Origin of the sequence: Streptomyces marianii, assembly GCF_005795905.1 — a bacterium.
GTDB lineage: Bacteria > Actinomycetota > Actinomycetes > Streptomycetales > Streptomycetaceae > Streptomyces > Streptomyces marianii.
In genome coordinates, this window is sequence record NZ_VAWE01000001.1 from 2,715,499 (window position 1) to 2,731,525 (window position 16,027).

Annotated in this window: 11 protein-coding genes; 9 read left to right on the plus strand and 2 right to left on the minus strand. The window is 71.4% G+C overall.

The genetic code is table 11. From position 1 onward, the window contains the following. The first annotated feature begins 49 nt into the window (after positions 1-49). The 3 genes from ligD (at position 50) to FEF34_RS12150 (ending at position 5,255) form a co-directional block, all read left to right on the plus strand. A complete protein-coding gene (gene ligD, locus FEF34_RS12140) occupies positions 50-934 on the plus strand; it encodes a non-homologous end-joining DNA ligase (RefSeq protein WP_138053197.1) in 885 nt (294 codons plus the stop codon). Between the two features lie 593 nt (positions 935-1,527). Then, on the plus strand, positions 1,528-3,858 hold the full coding sequence (locus FEF34_RS12145) for a bifunctional serine/threonine-protein kinase/ABC transporter substrate-binding protein (RefSeq protein WP_138053198.1): 2,331 nt from the start codon (positions 1,528-1,530) through the stop codon (positions 3,856-3,858). Between the two features lie 494 nt (positions 3,859-4,352). Next, the gene (locus FEF34_RS12150) at positions 4,353-5,255 is read left to right on the plus strand and encodes an ATP-dependent DNA ligase (protein WP_234042365.1); all 903 of its coding nucleotides are present in this window, start codon (positions 4,353-4,355) and stop codon (positions 5,253-5,255) included. 169 nt (positions 5,256-5,424) lie between these two features. Here FEF34_RS12150 and FEF34_RS12155 read toward each other — a convergent pair whose 3' ends face one another. Beyond that, positions 5,425-5,913, minus strand: coding sequence for a LysR substrate-binding domain-containing protein (locus tag FEF34_RS12155; RefSeq protein WP_234042366.1), 489 nt, complete (start codon positions 5,911-5,913; stop codon positions 5,425-5,427). A gap of 89 nt (positions 5,914-6,002) precedes the next feature. On the opposite strand from FEF34_RS12155, the gene FEF34_RS12160 reads away from it, so the two are divergent. From FEF34_RS12160 to FEF34_RS12185, 6 genes are all read left to right on the plus strand, one after another. Then, positions 6,003-6,434 carry a nuclear transport factor 2 family protein gene (locus FEF34_RS12160; RefSeq protein ID WP_138053199.1) on the plus strand — a complete coding sequence of 144 codons (432 nt, stop codon included), beginning with the start codon at positions 6,003-6,005 and terminating at the stop codon, positions 6,432-6,434. 424 nt (positions 6,435-6,858) lie between these two features. Then, positions 6,859-9,228 carry a HEAT repeat domain-containing protein gene (locus tag FEF34_RS12165; RefSeq protein ID WP_138053200.1) on the plus strand — a complete coding sequence of 790 codons (2,370 nt, stop codon included), beginning with the start codon at positions 6,859-6,861 and terminating at the stop codon, positions 9,226-9,228. 375 nt (positions 9,229-9,603) lie between these two features. Continuing rightward, positions 9,604-10,302 carry a hypothetical protein gene (locus FEF34_RS12170; protein ID WP_138053201.1) on the plus strand — a complete coding sequence of 233 codons (699 nt, stop codon included), beginning with the start codon at positions 9,604-9,606 and terminating at the stop codon, positions 10,300-10,302. Further along, entirely contained in the window at positions 10,299-11,774 is a 1,476-nt protein-coding gene (locus tag FEF34_RS12175; protein WP_138053202.1) for a sensor histidine kinase, read from the plus strand. Before FEF34_RS12170 ends, FEF34_RS12175 begins: the two co-directional genes overlap by 4 nt. Positions 11,775-11,800: 26 nt before the next feature. Continuing rightward, positions 11,801-13,282, plus strand: a complete 1,482-nt coding sequence (locus FEF34_RS12180) for an FtsW/RodA/SpoVE family cell cycle protein (protein ID WP_234042367.1) — start codon at positions 11,801-11,803, stop codon at positions 13,280-13,282. Further along, a complete protein-coding gene (locus FEF34_RS12185) occupies positions 13,279-14,745 on the plus strand; it encodes a penicillin-binding transpeptidase domain-containing protein (RefSeq protein WP_138053203.1) in 1,467 nt (488 codons plus the stop codon). The genes FEF34_RS12180 and FEF34_RS12185 overlap by 4 nt, the downstream gene beginning before the upstream one ends. Positions 14,746-14,855: 110 nt before the next feature. On the opposite strand, the gene FEF34_RS12190 is transcribed toward FEF34_RS12185, so the two are convergent. Beyond that, positions 14,856-15,959: a ferritin-like domain-containing protein gene (locus tag FEF34_RS12190; protein ID WP_138053204.1), complete on the minus strand. Its 1,104-nt coding sequence runs from the start codon at positions 15,957-15,959 to the stop codon at positions 14,856-14,858. Positions 15,960-16,027 lie beyond the last annotated feature (68 nt).

Below are 16,027 nucleotides of genomic sequence, written 5' to 3' on the forward strand. Positions count from 1 at the left end.
GTTCCATCCCTTTCATCCGATACATAGGGATTCATGGGATTCTCATCGTATGACGCCCATCACCGAGGTGGAGGGGCGGCGTCTGGCCCTCAGCAATCTGGAGAAGGTGCTCCATCCGGCCACCGGGACCACCAAGGGCGAGGTGCTGCACTACTACGCCACCATCGCGGATGCGATCCTCACGCATCTGCGGGACCGGCCGCTGTCCTTCCTCCGCTATCCCGACGGCCCGGACGGCCAGCTGTTCTTCACCAAGAACCCGCCACCCGGCACCCCCGACTGGGTGGAGGTCGCCGAGGTGCCGCGCTCCTCCCGCGAGACCGGCGAGCAGGTGGTCGTCCAGGACCTGCCGTCCCTGATGTGGGCGGCGAACCTGGTCGTGGAGTTCCACACGCCCCAGTGGAAGGCGGACCGGCCGGCCTGGGCCGACCGGATGGTCCTCGATCTCGACCCCGGGGCTCCCGCCACCGTCGTGGAGTGCTGCGACGTGGCGCTGTGGCTGCGGGAGCGGCTGGCGGCCGACGGCCTGGGCGCGTACGCGAAGACCTCCGGCTCGAAGGGTCTGCACCTTCTGGTGCCGCTGGAGCCGACCCCGTCCGATGAGGTCTCGACGTATGCCAAGGGCCTGGCCGTGGAGGCCGAGGCGGCGCTGGGGGAACTGGTCGTGCACCGGATGGCGCGCGCCCTGCGACCGGGCAAGGTCTTCGTCGACCACAGCCAGAACTCCGCGGCCAAGACCACCGCCACGCCCTACACCCTGCGCGCCCGCACCGAGCCGACCGCGTCCGCGCCCGTCACCTGGGACGAGGTCGAGGGCTGCGGGTCGCCCGACGATCTGGTCCTCCGTCTGGGCGACATCCCGGCGAGGCTCGACCGGTACGGGGATCTGCTCGCGCCGCTGGCCGACCCCGCCGCGGCGGGCACGCTGCCGTGACCCCCGCCCCGGGGGGACTGCGGCCCCGATGAAGCCCGCGCTCGCCCTCGCTACGCGGCGACACCAGCCGTGACCTGCGCGTTCGACACGACGACTCTCCGCCTTGCGATGCACCGCATCTGACGCCGCGCGCTGGTCCCCCAGGATTGCGGGACGGCCCTTTGCCCAGGTCACACTCCCGCCGGAGGCAGCGACACCCGGCATGCCTCGCTATGACCTCGAACGGGTCACCCAGGCCGGTTTCACCATCACGCCAGTTACGGAATCACGTGGCACTCCAGCCTGATGCACCCGCCGGTACACGGTTGCGCGAAGGTCCGCGAGGAGGGTGAAGCACTCGAAAACCCTTGGATGAAACAGCCATTGACTCACCTCGGGTCATGAGGTCCACCCCTCAGTACAGCTCACCCACACACCAACAGTCGAAATCATCCGCTCAACTATCGACCGACCTCCGGCTCCCAAGCGATCAATATCGCTCATGGGTTACCAATTCCTCATGTTCATTGACGAGAACGCCGAGCCACCGGTCGTCGAATGGTATTCAGAGCCGAATGTCTGACTCGATATGACACCTGTGAGGGGGAGTCCAGATGGTGAATCCACTACACGCGAACGACCCATCCGAACTGCACGGATACATCCTGCGGGGCAGAATTGGACAGGGTGGAATGGGTGTGGTCTACCTGGCGCGGGATTCGACAGGCAATGAGGTCGCGGTGAAGACCATTCTGCCGTCGCGGGAGGTTGACGAAGAGTTTCAGAAGCGCTTCGCTCGCGAGACCCGAATCCTGCAGACACTTCGGGACCCCCGCATCGTCTCGGTTCTCGCCGCATTCTCCGGGCCGGGAAAACCGTGCCTGGTCACCGAATACGTTCCCGGCCCAACTCTTGCGGACCGGCTCCGTGAGGGTCCTCTGCCCCCGGACGCGGTACGGAAGCTGGCGCTCGATCTGGCTGGAGCGCTCGAGGCCGCCCACTCGCGCGGCGTGGTGCACCGCGACCTCAAGCCGTCCAACGTGTTGCTCGGTCCGCACGGCACCAAGGTCATCGACTTCGGCATCGCCCGGTTCGTCGACGGCGGGCAGCTTACCGAGGAGCAGCTCACAAAGGCAGGGCACGTCCTGGGCACCCTGCCGTATCTGGCCCCTGAACAGCTCAGGCGGGACAGCCCTCCGGCCGGCCCTCCGGCCGATGTCTGGGCCTGGGCGCTGACCGTCGGCTGCGCTGCACGCGGGCGAGGCTGCTTCGTGTTGCCGGACGGAACGGAGCATCCGTATCCCGGCCCGGACGAGTCGCCTGATCTCAGCGGCCTGTCGGACGACCTCCTCCCGCTGCTCGGTGCCGCGCTGGACAGGGACCCGGCGAAGAGGCCCACGAGCAGGGACTTGGTGAACGCCTTGCGTCCCACGGTCGAGCCACCGCCCCTACGGGCCCCGCGAGTACGGCGGGTGCGGAAGTGGCGGGCGGTGAGCGCGGGAGCGGCAGCGGCGGTACTGGTCCCTGCCCTGATCGTGATCAGCCAGGTTGACATCCCAGGCGCGCCACCGCCGAGCACCGACTGTGTCAGCGAACTGACGCTGAAAGGTTCCGAATGCGTCGGTGTCGCCGACCCGATCATCCGCTCCGACGCCTTCGGCCCCGAACTCAGGACGATTGTGGGGAAGATTGCACAGGAGAACCAGCGAGTTGCCGAGGCAGCGGCCTCGGACAAGCGGAAGCCGTTTGTCCGAGTCGCGCTCGTGATGCCGTACTCGGCGAACGACAACAGTCCGCTGTCGTGGACTGCCATCCGCGAGAGCCTGGCCGGCGCCTATACCGCCCAGTGCCGCGCCAACGCCTGCCCCGGACTGAAGGAACGGAGTACGACAGGCCTGCCCGGCACGGTCCCCGGTGTGCAACTTCTTCTGGCCAACGAGGGAAGCAGACAGCAGCACTGGGAAACGGTCGCGGATCAGCTGGCCGGAATGAGGTCGGGCAACCATCCGGTCGTCGGGGCCGTCGGCCTCGGAGTCAGCCTTCCGGAGACGCAGCGACTGGCGGACCGGCTGTCCGAACTGAAGATCCCGGCGGTCGGCGGACCCCTGACGGCCACGAGTCTCCAATCGCCCTACCTCTTCAAGACGTCTCCCTCGAACCTCGAGCACATCACCGCAGTGCGAAAACACCTCGGGCGCCTGGGGGACGAGCAACAAGGATTCCTCGTCTACGACAACAACGACGACCTCTACGTGAAGACCCTCCGAGAAGCTTTCGACCAAGAATTCAAGAAGATCATCGGTACACGCCGCACCGGATACTCGGGGACGAACGCGGGGAAAGATGTGGTTCCAAATCTCTTCGGGCAGTCCGTGCAGAACATCTGCTACTCGAACTCGGACCTGGTCTTCTACGCGGGCCGGGACAACGACTTCCCCGAGTTCATCAAGGCCCTGGCCAATCGCGGACTCTGCGACCAAGCAGGCGTCCTGAGCCCGATCACGATCGTGACATGCTGGTCGGGGCGCTCGGCCCTCAGCGGGAACCCACAGCGCGTGAAGAAACTTGCCCGCGACAAGATCACAGTGGTCGACGTGTCCGTACTCAGCCCGGAGAGCTGGAAGACGAGCGGCAGCAACCCGCCCGGCTTCACCTCATTCCGGACGAGTTTCAAGGAACTCGGACACACCGACAATGAACTCGGTGACGGGTACGCCATCATGAACCACGATGCCGTACTGACAGTGGCGTGGGCCGCAGAGTCCTTCGCCAATCAGACCGGAGGCTCCGTACCCAGTTCCCAGGACGTGTACAACCAGATCATCAATCTGCACGGGGCCAACTGGGTGGCCGCCGCCAGCGGCAACCTTGAGTTCTTCGACCCGCAGTACCCGCCGTACGGCTGGGCAAAGGGAGCGCAGCTCACCATCAGCGAATTCGGATAGCAGCCACCTGCCGGAACTCCGGCCCACGGCCTCGCCGGCCCTGGCCCGGACGAAGGCTTCCCAAGGAGCCACGCCAACGTCATCCGGTGGGACACCCTGGTGCCGGTCTCCAGACAAGCTGCTGAGTCCTGACGTGAGGGCTACTGGCCGGAGGGGAATGGTGCACGGTTGAAACAACCCCCTCCCGCCAGTCGTTCGAGACATCGTCAAAGGCTCGGCGAGGCGCGCCGCAAGCTCCGTACGAACCGTCAGGAACGCCGCCGGTTCCAGGACCGGTTCGACGCGGCGGCCACGGTGATCACGGCTGTGCCGGCGGAGAACGCCGTTCTTCGCGAACAGCTTGCCGAGACCAGCCGTCGTCGTACCCCCCTCGATCGCGCGCACGCCGTCCGCGAACGATGCTCGCGTGGCCCATGAGGCCGTCCCGGTGACGGGCCAACGAGGGTGGCGAGCCCCTCCCAGCCCTGAGAACCGCACGGGTTGAACCTGGCTGCATGGATCAGAGCTCGCCGAGAGTGGCCCTTCTCCCGCCAGTCGACGTCATGCGCCCCCGGCCGGCGGACGAGATCCCCGAGCACGACAGCACGCCCGGGGGCTATCAGTACTCCCTCAAGCTCGATGGATTCCGCGCCCTCGCCTTCGTCCTGGACGGCGGACGGGTCTTCCTGCAGTCACGCTCACGAAGGGATCTCTCCGGGGAGTTCCCCGAGATTGCCGCATACCTGCGAGACCATCTGCCACCCGGAATCGTGTTGGACGGTGAATTGTGCGCCTACCGGGAGGGGCGACTGAGCTTCACCGACCTGCTCCGGTCCCACAGCGATCGCGAGCGGATGGGAGTCCCGGTGTCCTACATCGCGTTCGACATTCTCGCCATTCCGGGCCGGGACGTCAGGGCTCTGCCTCTGAGGGACCGGTGGGAGCTGCTCGGAGCGGCGCTGCGGGACGTCGGCCCACCACTTCAGCGTGTGCTGGTAACGCTGGATGAGGAAACAGCCCACGGCTGGTTCCGTGACATGAGGGCCCTGGGCGTCGAAGGGACCGTGGCGAAAGCGCTGAACTCGCCCTATCGGGCAGGAGCTACCTGGGCCTGGAGGAAGATCCGGCATTCCGATACGCGAGACGGCGCACTGCTCGGCGTCTTCGGCCCGGTGGATCGGCCGCGGGCACTTCTTGTCCGGCTCCCCGATGATCGAACCGTGAAGACGTCGCCTCAGCTGACCTCGACGCAGTCACGGCAGGTTGGCGAACTGGTACGCGGTCATCTGGGAGAGCTGACGGAGCACCCGGACCACGGGCCCGTGCGGATGCTCACCGAGCCTCTCGCCGTTGAACTGCGCCAGGCGACCGGACGCCACGAGGCCGCCCGGTTCGTGCGCGTACGGCCCGAGGGGTGAGCAGCGGGCTTGGCCCTCAGGCTACGTCGACCTCACCGCCGATGGACGCTTCGGAGGTCAGGCCTTCGACGGATGAAGGGAAGTCCGGGGCAAGTCGCAGCCCCACAGCAGGCTCGTCCGTGAGCACCGCCCGGTGCAGTTCGGCGCCAAGCGGGTCGGCTGGTCCCGGTCAGGCGGCCGGGGCGGCTGGGGCGGTCAGGACGGCCTTGGCCGCGAGCCGGAGATTCCTGATCATCGGATTCGGGTCGCCCTTGCGGCTGAGCAGGACGACCTGGCTGGCGGGAGCGCCCTCGATCGGGACGGTGACGAGGTCGGGACGCAGTGAGCTACGCCGATCGCCGACCGGAAGCACGGCGATCGCCCTGCCGTCCGCGACGGGTTCGAGCTTGTCCTCGTAGCTCTCGATCGGCGGCACGCCGGCCCCGAGGATCCGGTAGGACGTCCAGTCCACGGTCTCGAACGGGCACGGCGCCGCCTCCTCTCCGGCCAGTTCTTCCGCGGTCACCGACGCGCGGTCGGCCAAGGGATGGCCGCGCGGGACCACGAGCATCCGGGACTCCTCGTACAGCGCGGTGGAGCCCGGGCTGGTGGCCGAGGTAGAGCGGGGCACCGCCCGGCACGCCGTCGTCACGGTCCACCGGCTCCGGAGCGACCTCATTAATCAAGTTTGACTAAATGCATCGGCGGGAATACGGTCTCCATTAGTCAAGTTTGACGAGCCTCTCACGTCTGCGCGAAGGAGCGTGTGTGCCCCAGCTTCCCGACACCGGGTACCTCCCGACCCCCGACGAACTCGCCTCGATCCAGGCGTGGTTCACCGAGTACGACGCGGCGGCAGCGCGCCGTGACATCGAGCGGATGGCCGACATGGCCGTCTTCCCGCTCAATCTGGTCAGCGACGACTCCGCGGGCAGCGGTGCCTCCGCCCAGTGGGACCGCGAGCAGTACGTCCGGACCATGGCCCAGGTCATGGGGGACGGGTCCGACGACATCGCCTTCGAGTCGGTGCGTACGCCCGTCTTCCTCGGCCCGGCGATGGCGGTCGTCTTCACCGACTCCACCATGACGGCGGGCGGCACGACCCAGCAGCTGCGGTACGCGGACGTCCTGATCAGACGGGACGGGCGGTGGGCCTTCCAGACCATGCTGCAGAGCGGCTGGGGCGACAACCTGCGCTGAGCCCCGCCCGCACCGTGCGGTCCCGCGCCCGCAGCCGTGTCGACGGCTGCGGGCGCTCATGCGTCCGGGTACGACCGGGGCGCGCTCCCGCGCCGTAGGCGGCCGCGGGCCGTACGCGCCCCCGGAGTCCGAGGGCGCCGGCACCCGCCGGACTGCCGGCGGAGAGACCAAGAGGCGTGAACGCCGGTACGCACTTTCCGGTGTGACGCGCAGTCCGGTCGTCGCCCCCTCCCACCGCTCCCCACCCCACCGGCCACCTTGCCGCTCACCTCGCCGGTCACCGGTGACCGGCGGCGCCCGGCAAGGCCGGCACAGCCCGCTGCCCGTCCGGCGAACGCGTTCATCCGGCTCAGTTGCGCGGGGTGGGTTTCCGCCGTCCTGGTGCACACTCTCCCCAGGCATCCGGCTCACGGAAGGGAACGGCGTGTTCACGGGGATGGACGAGGTCGACTGGGCCTCGATGGGGCATGCGTACGGTCCGGCTGACGACGTACCGGGGCTGCTGAGGTCGCTCGCCTCCGCGGATCCGGCCGAGCGGGAGACCGCGCTCGACGGGATGTACACCGCGGTACACCACCAAGGCGACGTGTACGACTCCACGCTGGCCTGCATCCCCTTCCTCCTGGAACTCGTCGCCAGCCCCGAGGTGCAGGACCGCGGCGCCATCGTGGAGTTGCTGACCAGCATCGGCGGCATCGACCTCGACGACGACGAACTCGACCCGGAGGACGAGGAGTTCGAGGACGCCGCGAACTACGCGATGGCCGCCGCCGCGGTGGCCGCAGGGGCTGACGTGTTCGTCGGGTTGCTGGGCGACCCGGACGCCGGGGTCCGGCTCGCGGCGCCGTGCGCCCTCGCGATGCTCCACGGCGACCCGGCGCGGGTACTGGCCCTCCTGAGGACCCGGCTGGAGGGGGAACGGGACACGGAGGTACGGCTCGCACTCGTCGAGGCGGTCGGGCGGATCGCGCTGCGCCACGAGCCGCTCCGCGCCGAGTCGGTGAGCTGGCTGACCACGCTGCTCGCCCCGGACCGGCCGCCCGGGTTGCGGCTTTCCGCACTGACCCAGCTGGCACGCTGCGCACCCGGCCTCCTGCCCGACGACGTGGCGTCGACGGCGACCGCGCTGCTGCGGGCCACGGACGAGGCCGCGGCGGGCGCCGGGCCGGGGGCCAGGTCCGGGCCGGGGGCCAGGTCCGGGGCGGAGGCCAGGTCCGGCCCGGGGGCCGGGTCCGGGGCGGAGGCCAGGTCCGGGGCGGAGGCCAGGTCCGGGGCGGAGGCCAGGTCCGGGCCGGGGGCCGGGTCCGGGCCGGGGGCCGGGTCCGGGGCGGAGGCCGGGTCCGGGGCGGAGGCCAGGTCCGGGGCGGAGGCCAGGTCCGGGGCGGAGGCCAGGTCCGGGGCGGAGGCCGGGTCCGGGCCGGGGGCCGGGTCCGGGCCGGGGGCCGGGTCCGGGGCGGAGGCCGGGTCCGGCCCGGGGGCCGGGTCCGGGGCGGAGGCCGGGTCCGGGGCGGAGGCCGGGTCCGGGGCGGAGGCGGCGGGGGACGACCGCCGGCCGGGCGCGCCCTGGGCGGATGACCTGCTGCGGACGCTCCACTCCGCTCTCGGTGACCGCGTCGACGACCGGATCGCGCTGCTCACCGGCCAGCTGACCAGCGCCGATCCTGACCAGCGCACGGACGCCGTGTGGATGTGCCACGGGCTGATCCGGGCCTGGCGCGGGCCGTACGACGAGGTGGTGCGACTCGTCGGCACGCAGCTCGGCGACCCCGATCCGCTGCTGCACGGCGCGGCGGTCAGCCTCCTGGAGAGCCTCTTCGGGCTGGCGCTGCCCGCGGCCGACGCGCTCGCGGAGCGGGTGAGGAGCGCCGGCGGGGAACGGCCGGCGGACCGTCGCGCGCTCGTCGCCCTCGCCCGGCTCGGTGACGCGCGTGCCGTCCCGGCGCTCGCCCGCGCACTGGAGCAGCCGGATCTGCCGCGCGACGCGGCGTTCGCCGTTCCGTACCTCGGCGACCGGGCCGCTCCTCTCGTGCCGGTGCTGCGGCGGCGACTCGGCGAGGTGGGCCTGGACGAGCAGCTCTACGACCGGGCGGTACCACTGCTGACCGGACTCGCCGGCGTACGGGCGGCCGAGGCGCTGCCCGAGGTGCTGCGGGTGCTGCGGGTGCTGCGCGGCGCGCCGGCGCGGGGCGGCGAGTGGGTGACCGAGGCGGCGCTGCGGGCCCTCACGACGTTCGGGGCCGCCGCCCTTCCGGCGGCACCGGAGCTCCGCGCACTGCTCGGCGGCGCGTCCTCGCACCCGTCCTCGTCGGTCGTCGCAGCCGCGGCGCGGGCGCTGTGGGCGGCGACGGGGGACGTGGCCGAGGTGGTGCCGGTGCTCCGCGAGCTGCTCACGGCGGACGGTCCGGACGAGCGCCGCGCCGCCGCCGCGGCCCTCGGCGCGGTCGGCCGGGCGGCGGCCGACGCGGCGCCCGCGCTGCGTGGCCTGCTCGCCTCGCCGGAACGCTGGCTCCGGATGGACGCGGCGGTCGCCCTGTGGCGGGTCACGGGTGAGGCCCGGGAATCCCTGCCGGTGCTGCGGACCGCGTGGGAGGAGAACCGCTACGGACGGGTCGAGATCGCCGAGTGCCTCGCCGAGATGGGCCCGTCGGCGGGTCCGGCCGCGCCCCTGCTGCGTGCGGAGCTCGCGCGGCCCCGGCGGCACAACGTGCTGGACGGGGGGTCCGGAAGCCACGACATCGAGCAGGACGAACGCCTGCTCACTCTCTGCCGCGCGGCACTGCGCCCGCACGCGTGACGCCCCGCCCCGGCGGCCGTCCCGCTCCGGTGGTGCGTGGCGCCGTCCATCCCTGCGGACCTCCCGCGGTCGGGCCCGGAACCCGTGCGGCCTCGCCGCGATCGCGATCGCCGCCGAGGCCGGCGCGGGCACCGGTGCGGAGCCTCCCGTCCGCCGCGGCGAAGCCCTGCGGCAACAGGGGCCGGGCACACGGCAGGTGCGGTGTACGGCGCCCCCCGCCGTGGGGCGTGTTCCGAGAGCCCCGTCCGGCCGGGAACGTCCGGCCCCACGGACAGGCAATCCCAAAACATCCAGAGACCCACCGCAAGGGGCAAAAAGGACTTCCGTACCCTGGAGGGCGGCCCGCATTCGAATCGACCCCTCCCAGGACTCCCGTTGCCACGCCATCGCGCCCCCCGCCCCGCGCTCGCCGCCGTCGCCGCCGCACTGCTGCTCGCCGGCTGCGACGACGCGGGCGGGCTGGAGAGCGCCGGGGCGACGCCGACCGCCGTCGGCCCGGTGCGGCTGTGGCCGGAACTGCCGGAGATATCCGCACCCCCGGTCGACTACGGCGAGAGCGACACCGAACACATCCGCGGGATCGCGGTTCCCGGCGGCGACGTCCACGCCGTGGACCCGGTCGCCGTCGTCCAGGCGGAGGTGGCCGCCCACCCGGGCCGGGTCACCGGCCCCGACGGGCTCTACGAGCAGACGGCCCGGCAGATCCGCGAGTGCCGGACGAAGCCGGCGAAGTGCCCGGTGCTGAAGCCGTACTACCGCGATCTCACCGGCGACGGGAAGGACGAGCTGATCGTCGGCATCACGATGCCCGAGCAGCAGACGGCGATCCGGGTGTACATGCCGGAGAAGGGCGGGCTGACGCGCATCATGTCCGACGCGGAGGCGATCGTCAGCGTCGAGCTCGCCGGCCGGGACCTGATCCTGCGGGCCGTGTCCGCGGGCATTCCCGGCTACGAGTACCGCACGGCATGGTCCTGGGACGAGCGGCAGCGGGCGATGCTCCCCGCGCGCGACGAGATCGTCCGGGTCAAGCCGTCCCGGCCCGCACCCGAGTCGTCGGCGGACGCACGATGACCGGCAGCACGCCGTTCCGCCGTGGCCGGCCGCGGCTGCGCCGGCCGGCCTGGACCGCCACGCTCACCTGGAAGGCCGCGGTCTTCATCACCGTGATGTGCTGCGCGCTGGCGGCGCTGCTCGGTGCGCTGGTGCATGTGTCGGTGACCCGCCAGACCGTGGAACAGGCCCGCGAGAAGGCGCTGTCGAGGCTGGAGGACGCGACCGAGGCGTACGAGGCGGGCGAGCCGATGGGGCGGTACGGCGCCCTGGACCCGCAGGCGCTGCCGTCCGGGCTGCGGGCGCTGGCGCTGCGCGGGCAGCGCGGCACGGTGGTCTCGGACGTCGACGGCCGGCCGACGATGTGGGCCGCGGGCCCGGCGGACGGCCGCGCCCTGGCGGTGCGGATCGACTACACGCTGAGCGCGCAGACCATCGTGGGCCTCGACCGGGCCATCGTCGGCTCCTCCGCACTGGCGATCGGCGCGACGCTGCTGGCGGGAGCCTTCTCGGTGACCCGGGTGACCCGCCGGCTGCATCTGACCGCGCAGGTGGCGCGACGGATCAGCGCGGGCGATCTGGACGCGCGCGTCAACGACCCCCGCACGAAGGACCCGGCGCGCTGCGAGGACGAGGTGGCCACGGTCTCCGGCGCGCTGGACACCATGGCCTCCACCCTCCAGGGCAAGCTGCTGAGCGAGCAGCGCTTCACCGCCGATGTGGCGCACGAGCTGCGCACCCCCTTGACGGGCCTGTCCGCGGCGGCCGAGCTGTTGCCGCCGGGGCGCCCGTCGGAGCTGGTGCAGGACCGGGTGCGCAGGATGCGGACGCTGACGGAGGACCTGCTGGAGATATCGCGGCTCGACGCGGGCCGGGAGAAGGTCGACCTCGACATCCGTGAACTGGCGCCGTTGGCCGAGCGGGTGGTGCGGATGGCGCGTTCCACCGGCTCGGAGACGGAACTGCTGGTCGTCCGAGGCACGAGCGTCGAGACGGACAAGCGGCGGCTGGAACGTGTGCTCGGCAATCTGATCGCCAACGCGCACAGGCACGGTGCGGGGCCGGTGGTGGTGACCGTGGACGGGCCGGTGGTGTCGGTCCGGGACCACGGGGAGGGGTATCCGGAGTACCTGCTGGAGCACGGGCCGCAGCGGTTCCGTACCGAGTCGGGCGGCAAGGGCCACGGTCTCGGTCTGACGATCGCGGTGGGCCAGGCCGCGGTGATGGGCGCGCGGCTGGAGTTCGGGAACGCTCCGGGGGGCGGGGCGCTCGCCCGGCTGACGCTGCCCGAGTACGTGCATCTCGCCGACCGCCCGGACGGGGGTGGCGCGGCCTCGCCGGACACGGCCGGCGGATACCCGGCGGCGCCCGGCCCGGACGCCGGACCTCGGACCGCGCCCGATACGGACGGCGGGTCCCCGGCGGCGCCCGGCCCGGATGCCGCTCCCGGCACCGACATGCTGCACACGAAGCCCACAGATAAGCGGACGTAAGACCCCTGCTTGCTACGTTGCGTCGCATGACCGCAACGGCAGCGGAGTCCCTCCCACCCGAACGGCCTCCTACGGCGCGACGGCGGGGCGTCGAGCTCTCGCTCCTCGTGTGCGCCGTCCTCATCTCCGTGTACGGCTATGCCGACGTGGGTCTGGCCAGGAGCGGAGCCGTTCCGCCCGACGCCCTCGCCTACGGTGCGGGCCTCGGTCTGCTCGCACTGCTCGCCCATCTCGCCGTGCGACTGCGGGCGCCCTACGCGGACCCGCTGCTGCTGCCGATCGCGGTCCTCCTCAACGGGGTGGGCCTCGTCCTCATCTACCGCCTCGACCTCGAGACCCCGGCCGACCGCGCCGCCCCGGCCCAGCTGATCTGGTCCACCCTGGGCGTCGCGCTGTTCATCGCGGTCGTCGTACTGCTGCGTGACCACCGCGTGCTGCAGCGCTACGGATACCTCTCGGTCGTCACCGCGCTCGCCCTGATGATCGTGCCGATCCTCTTCCCCGCGGTGAACGGCGCCCGGATCTGGATCCGGATCGGAGGTCTCTCGTTCCAGCCGGGCGAGTTCGCCAAGATCCTGCTGGCGGTGTTCTTCGCCGCGTACCTGGCCGCGAACCGCCATGCACTCGCCCACACGGGCCGCCGGATCGGGCCCCTGCAACTGCCCGCCGGCCGGGTGCTCGGCCCGGTCGTGGCCATCTGGCTGATCAGTGTGGTCGTACTGGTGCTGGAGCGGGACCTCGGCACCTCGCTGCTGTTCTTCGGGCTCTTCGTGGTCATGCTCTACGTCGCCACGGGCCGGACCGGCTGGATCGTGGTGGGGCTGCTGCTCGCGGGCGTCGGTGCGTTCGCCGTCGGCACCCTGGAGCCGCACGTGCACAGCCGGGTCGAGTCCTGGATCGACCCGTACGCGTCCATCACGGCCGGCGACGGGCCGAGCCAGCTCGCCCAGTCGCTGTTCGCCTTCGCGTCGGGAGGGGTCCTGGGCACCGGCCTCGGCGCGGGGCACTCGATCCTGATCGGCTTCGCCGCCAAGTCCGACTTCATCCTGGCGACGGCCGGCGAGGAACTGGGGCTGGCCGGGCTGACGGCGCTCTTCCTGCTCTACACACTGCTGGTGGCGCGGGGCTACCGCGCGGGACTCGACCTGCGCGACCCCTTCGGGGGGCTGCTCTCCGTGGGCCTCGCCGCGATCGTCGCCGTACAGGTCTTCGTCATCGCGGGCGGGGTGACGGGCCTCATCCCGCTGACCGGTATGGCCATGCCCTTCCTGGCGCAGGGGGGTTCGTCCGTCGTCACCAACTGGATCATCGTGGCGCTGCTGATCCGGCTGAGCGACTCGGCCCGTGAGCCGCACCCGGAGCCGGTGGAGGCGGGGGTGATCGCACCCGCCGCGCCCCCGGCGGCCCGGACAGTACGGACGGACACGGGACCGGCGGAACCCGCGGTCCCGACGGAGGCGGCAGCGCGGACGGATCCGCCGGGACCGGCCGCGGAGGGGACGCGGTGACGCGGTACATCCGGCGCGCCGCCGCGCTGAGCCTGTTCCTCCTCGCCGCGTTGTTCGTGAACGCCGTTCGCATCCAGGTGCTGCAGGCCGACGGCCTCAACGGCAGCCCCGCGAACCGTCGTGCGGCCATCGCGCGCTACGACGAACCGCGCGGGACCATCGTCGTCGGCGGCCGGCCGGTCACGGGCTCGAAGGACACCGGCGAGCAGCTGCGGTACGAACGCACCTATCCGGACGGTCCCCTCTACGCGCCGGTCACCGGCTACTCCTCGCAGACGTACGGCACGACCCTGCTCGAGCACGCGGAGGACGGGGTGCTGTCGGGCACCGACCCGAGGCTCGCCCCGCTGCCGTTCTGGAACGAGTTCACCCGCTCCGAGCGGCCCGGCGGCAAGGTCCTGACCACGATCCGGCCGTCCGTGCAGCAGGCGGCGTACCGAGGGCTCGACGGCAGGCGCGGGGCGGTCGCGGCGATCGAGCCGTCGACGGGGAGGATCCTGGCGCTCGTCAGCAGCCCCTCGTACGACCCCGGGCTGCTGTCCGGCAACAGCCCCGAGGTCACCGCGGCATGGCGGCGGCTCAACGGTGCGGAGACCCGTCCGATGCTCAACCGGGCCATCCGGCAGACGTATCCGCCCGGCTCCACGTTCAAGATCGTGACGGCCGCGGCCGCGCTGGAGGCGCGGGTCGTCACGGACGCGGACGCCCCCACGGACACACCGGACCCGTTCGTCATCCCGGGCACCAGGACGACGCTGCCCAACCCCGTGCCGGGCTGCCGCAACGCGTCCCTGGTGTACGCGATCAAGTGGTCGTGCAACACGGTGCTGGCGAACCTGGGCGCGAAGGTGGGGCTGAAGGGGATGCTGGAGACGGCGGGCCGCTTCGGCTTCAACGACGCGTCGCTGCGGATCCCGTCCGGCGTGGCGGTGTCCAACTTCGACCGCCGCATGAGCGTGGACCAGCTGGCGCTGTCGTCCATCGGCCAGTTCGACACCACGGCCACGCCCCTGCAGATGGCGATGGTGGCCGCGGCCGTCGCCAACGGCGGCGAGCTGGCCCACCCGTACCTGGTGGACCGCACGACCACCCGGGACGGGGACACGGTGAGGGAGACACCGCGCCGGTCCTACCGTCGCGCGATGTTCCCGGCGACCGCGCTGGAACTGCGGCGGATGATGGTGGAGGCGGCGGAGAAGGGCACGGGAACGCGGGCGCTCATCGACGGGGTGACCGTGGGCGGCAAGACCGGCACGGCGCAGCACGGCGTCGGCAACGCGGGTACGCCGTACGCCTGGTTCATCGCCTGGGCGCAGCTCCCTGAGGCGCCGCGGCCCGCCGTGGCGGTCGCGGTGGTCGTCGAGGACCCGGAGGCGGCGGGCGGCGAGATCAGCGGCGGCGGCGATGCGGCGCCGATCGCACGGGCGGTGATGGTCGAGGCGCTGAAGGCGGCGAAGCCCTGAGCGACGGGCCCGGCGCCCTGACCGGTGCGGGACCGCTCAGGCTCGGGACCCCCGCTGGTTGATCGCGGTCAGGTCGATTGATCGACGGCTCGTGGCACGAGCGGCCGCGCTCAGTTCGCCCCGTCCGCGATCGCCTCCTCGACCTCGGCCACCCGCTCCGCCTCCTCCGCCGCGAAGCGCTCCCGGTCCAGGCGCTCCGCGAGTTCCTCGTCCTGGGTCATCAGCAGATCGAGGTTGGAGTCGCCGAGTTCGAAGACGCCCATGTCGACGTACGCCTTCTGGAGCCGTTCGCCCCAGAGCCCGATGTCCTTGACGCAGGGCACGATCCGGCTGAAGAGCAGCTTGCGGAAGAGGTGCAGGAACTCGGACTGCTCGGTGTACTCCTCGGCCTCCCGGCGCGGGATGCCGAAGTCCTCCAGGACCTCCAGCCCGCGGATCCGGTCCCGCATGAGGTAGCAGCCCTCGATGACGAACTCCTCGCGCTCGCGCAGCTCCGCGTCCGTGAGCTGCTTGTAGTAGTCGCGGAGCGCCATGCGCCCGAAGGCGACGTGCCGGGCCTCGTCCTGCATCACGTACGCCAGGATCTGCTTGGGGAGCGGCTTGTCGGTGGTGTCGCGGATCATGCCGAACGCGGCGAGCGCCAGGCCCTCGATGAGCACCTGCATACCGAGGTACGGCATGTCCCAGCGGGAGTCGCGGAGGGTGTCGCCGAGCAGGCCCTGGAGGTTGTCGTTGATCGGGTACAGCATCCCGATCTTCTCGTGCAGGAAGCGGCCGTAGATCTCGGCGTGCCGGGCCTCGTCCATGACCTGGGTGGCGGAGTAGAACTTCGCGTCGAGGTCGGGAACGGACTCGACGATCCGCGCCGCGCACACCATCGCGCCCTGCTCCCCGTGCAGGAACTGGCTGAACTGCCAGGAGGAGTAGTGCCGGCGCAGATCGCCCTTGTCCTTCTCGGTCATCCTGGCCCAGTGGCGCGTCCCGTAGAGGCTGAGGGCCTCGTCGGGGGTGCCGAGGGGGTCGTACGGGTCGACCTCGAGATCCCAGTCGATGCGCTTGGCGCCGTCCCACTGCTTGTCCTTGCCCTTCTGGTAGAGGGCGAGCAGCCGGTCTCGGCCGGAGCCGTACTCCCAGCTGAAGCGGGCCGCGCCGGTGGCCGGGACGGCCCAGACGGGTTGCCGGGGCGGGCTGGTGTAGTGGTCATACGTCGACACGAAAGGCTCCCTCGCCTCGCACTGACGAACTGACGGTCTGTTGGCAGGCTCACACGTTGGTAGACGCG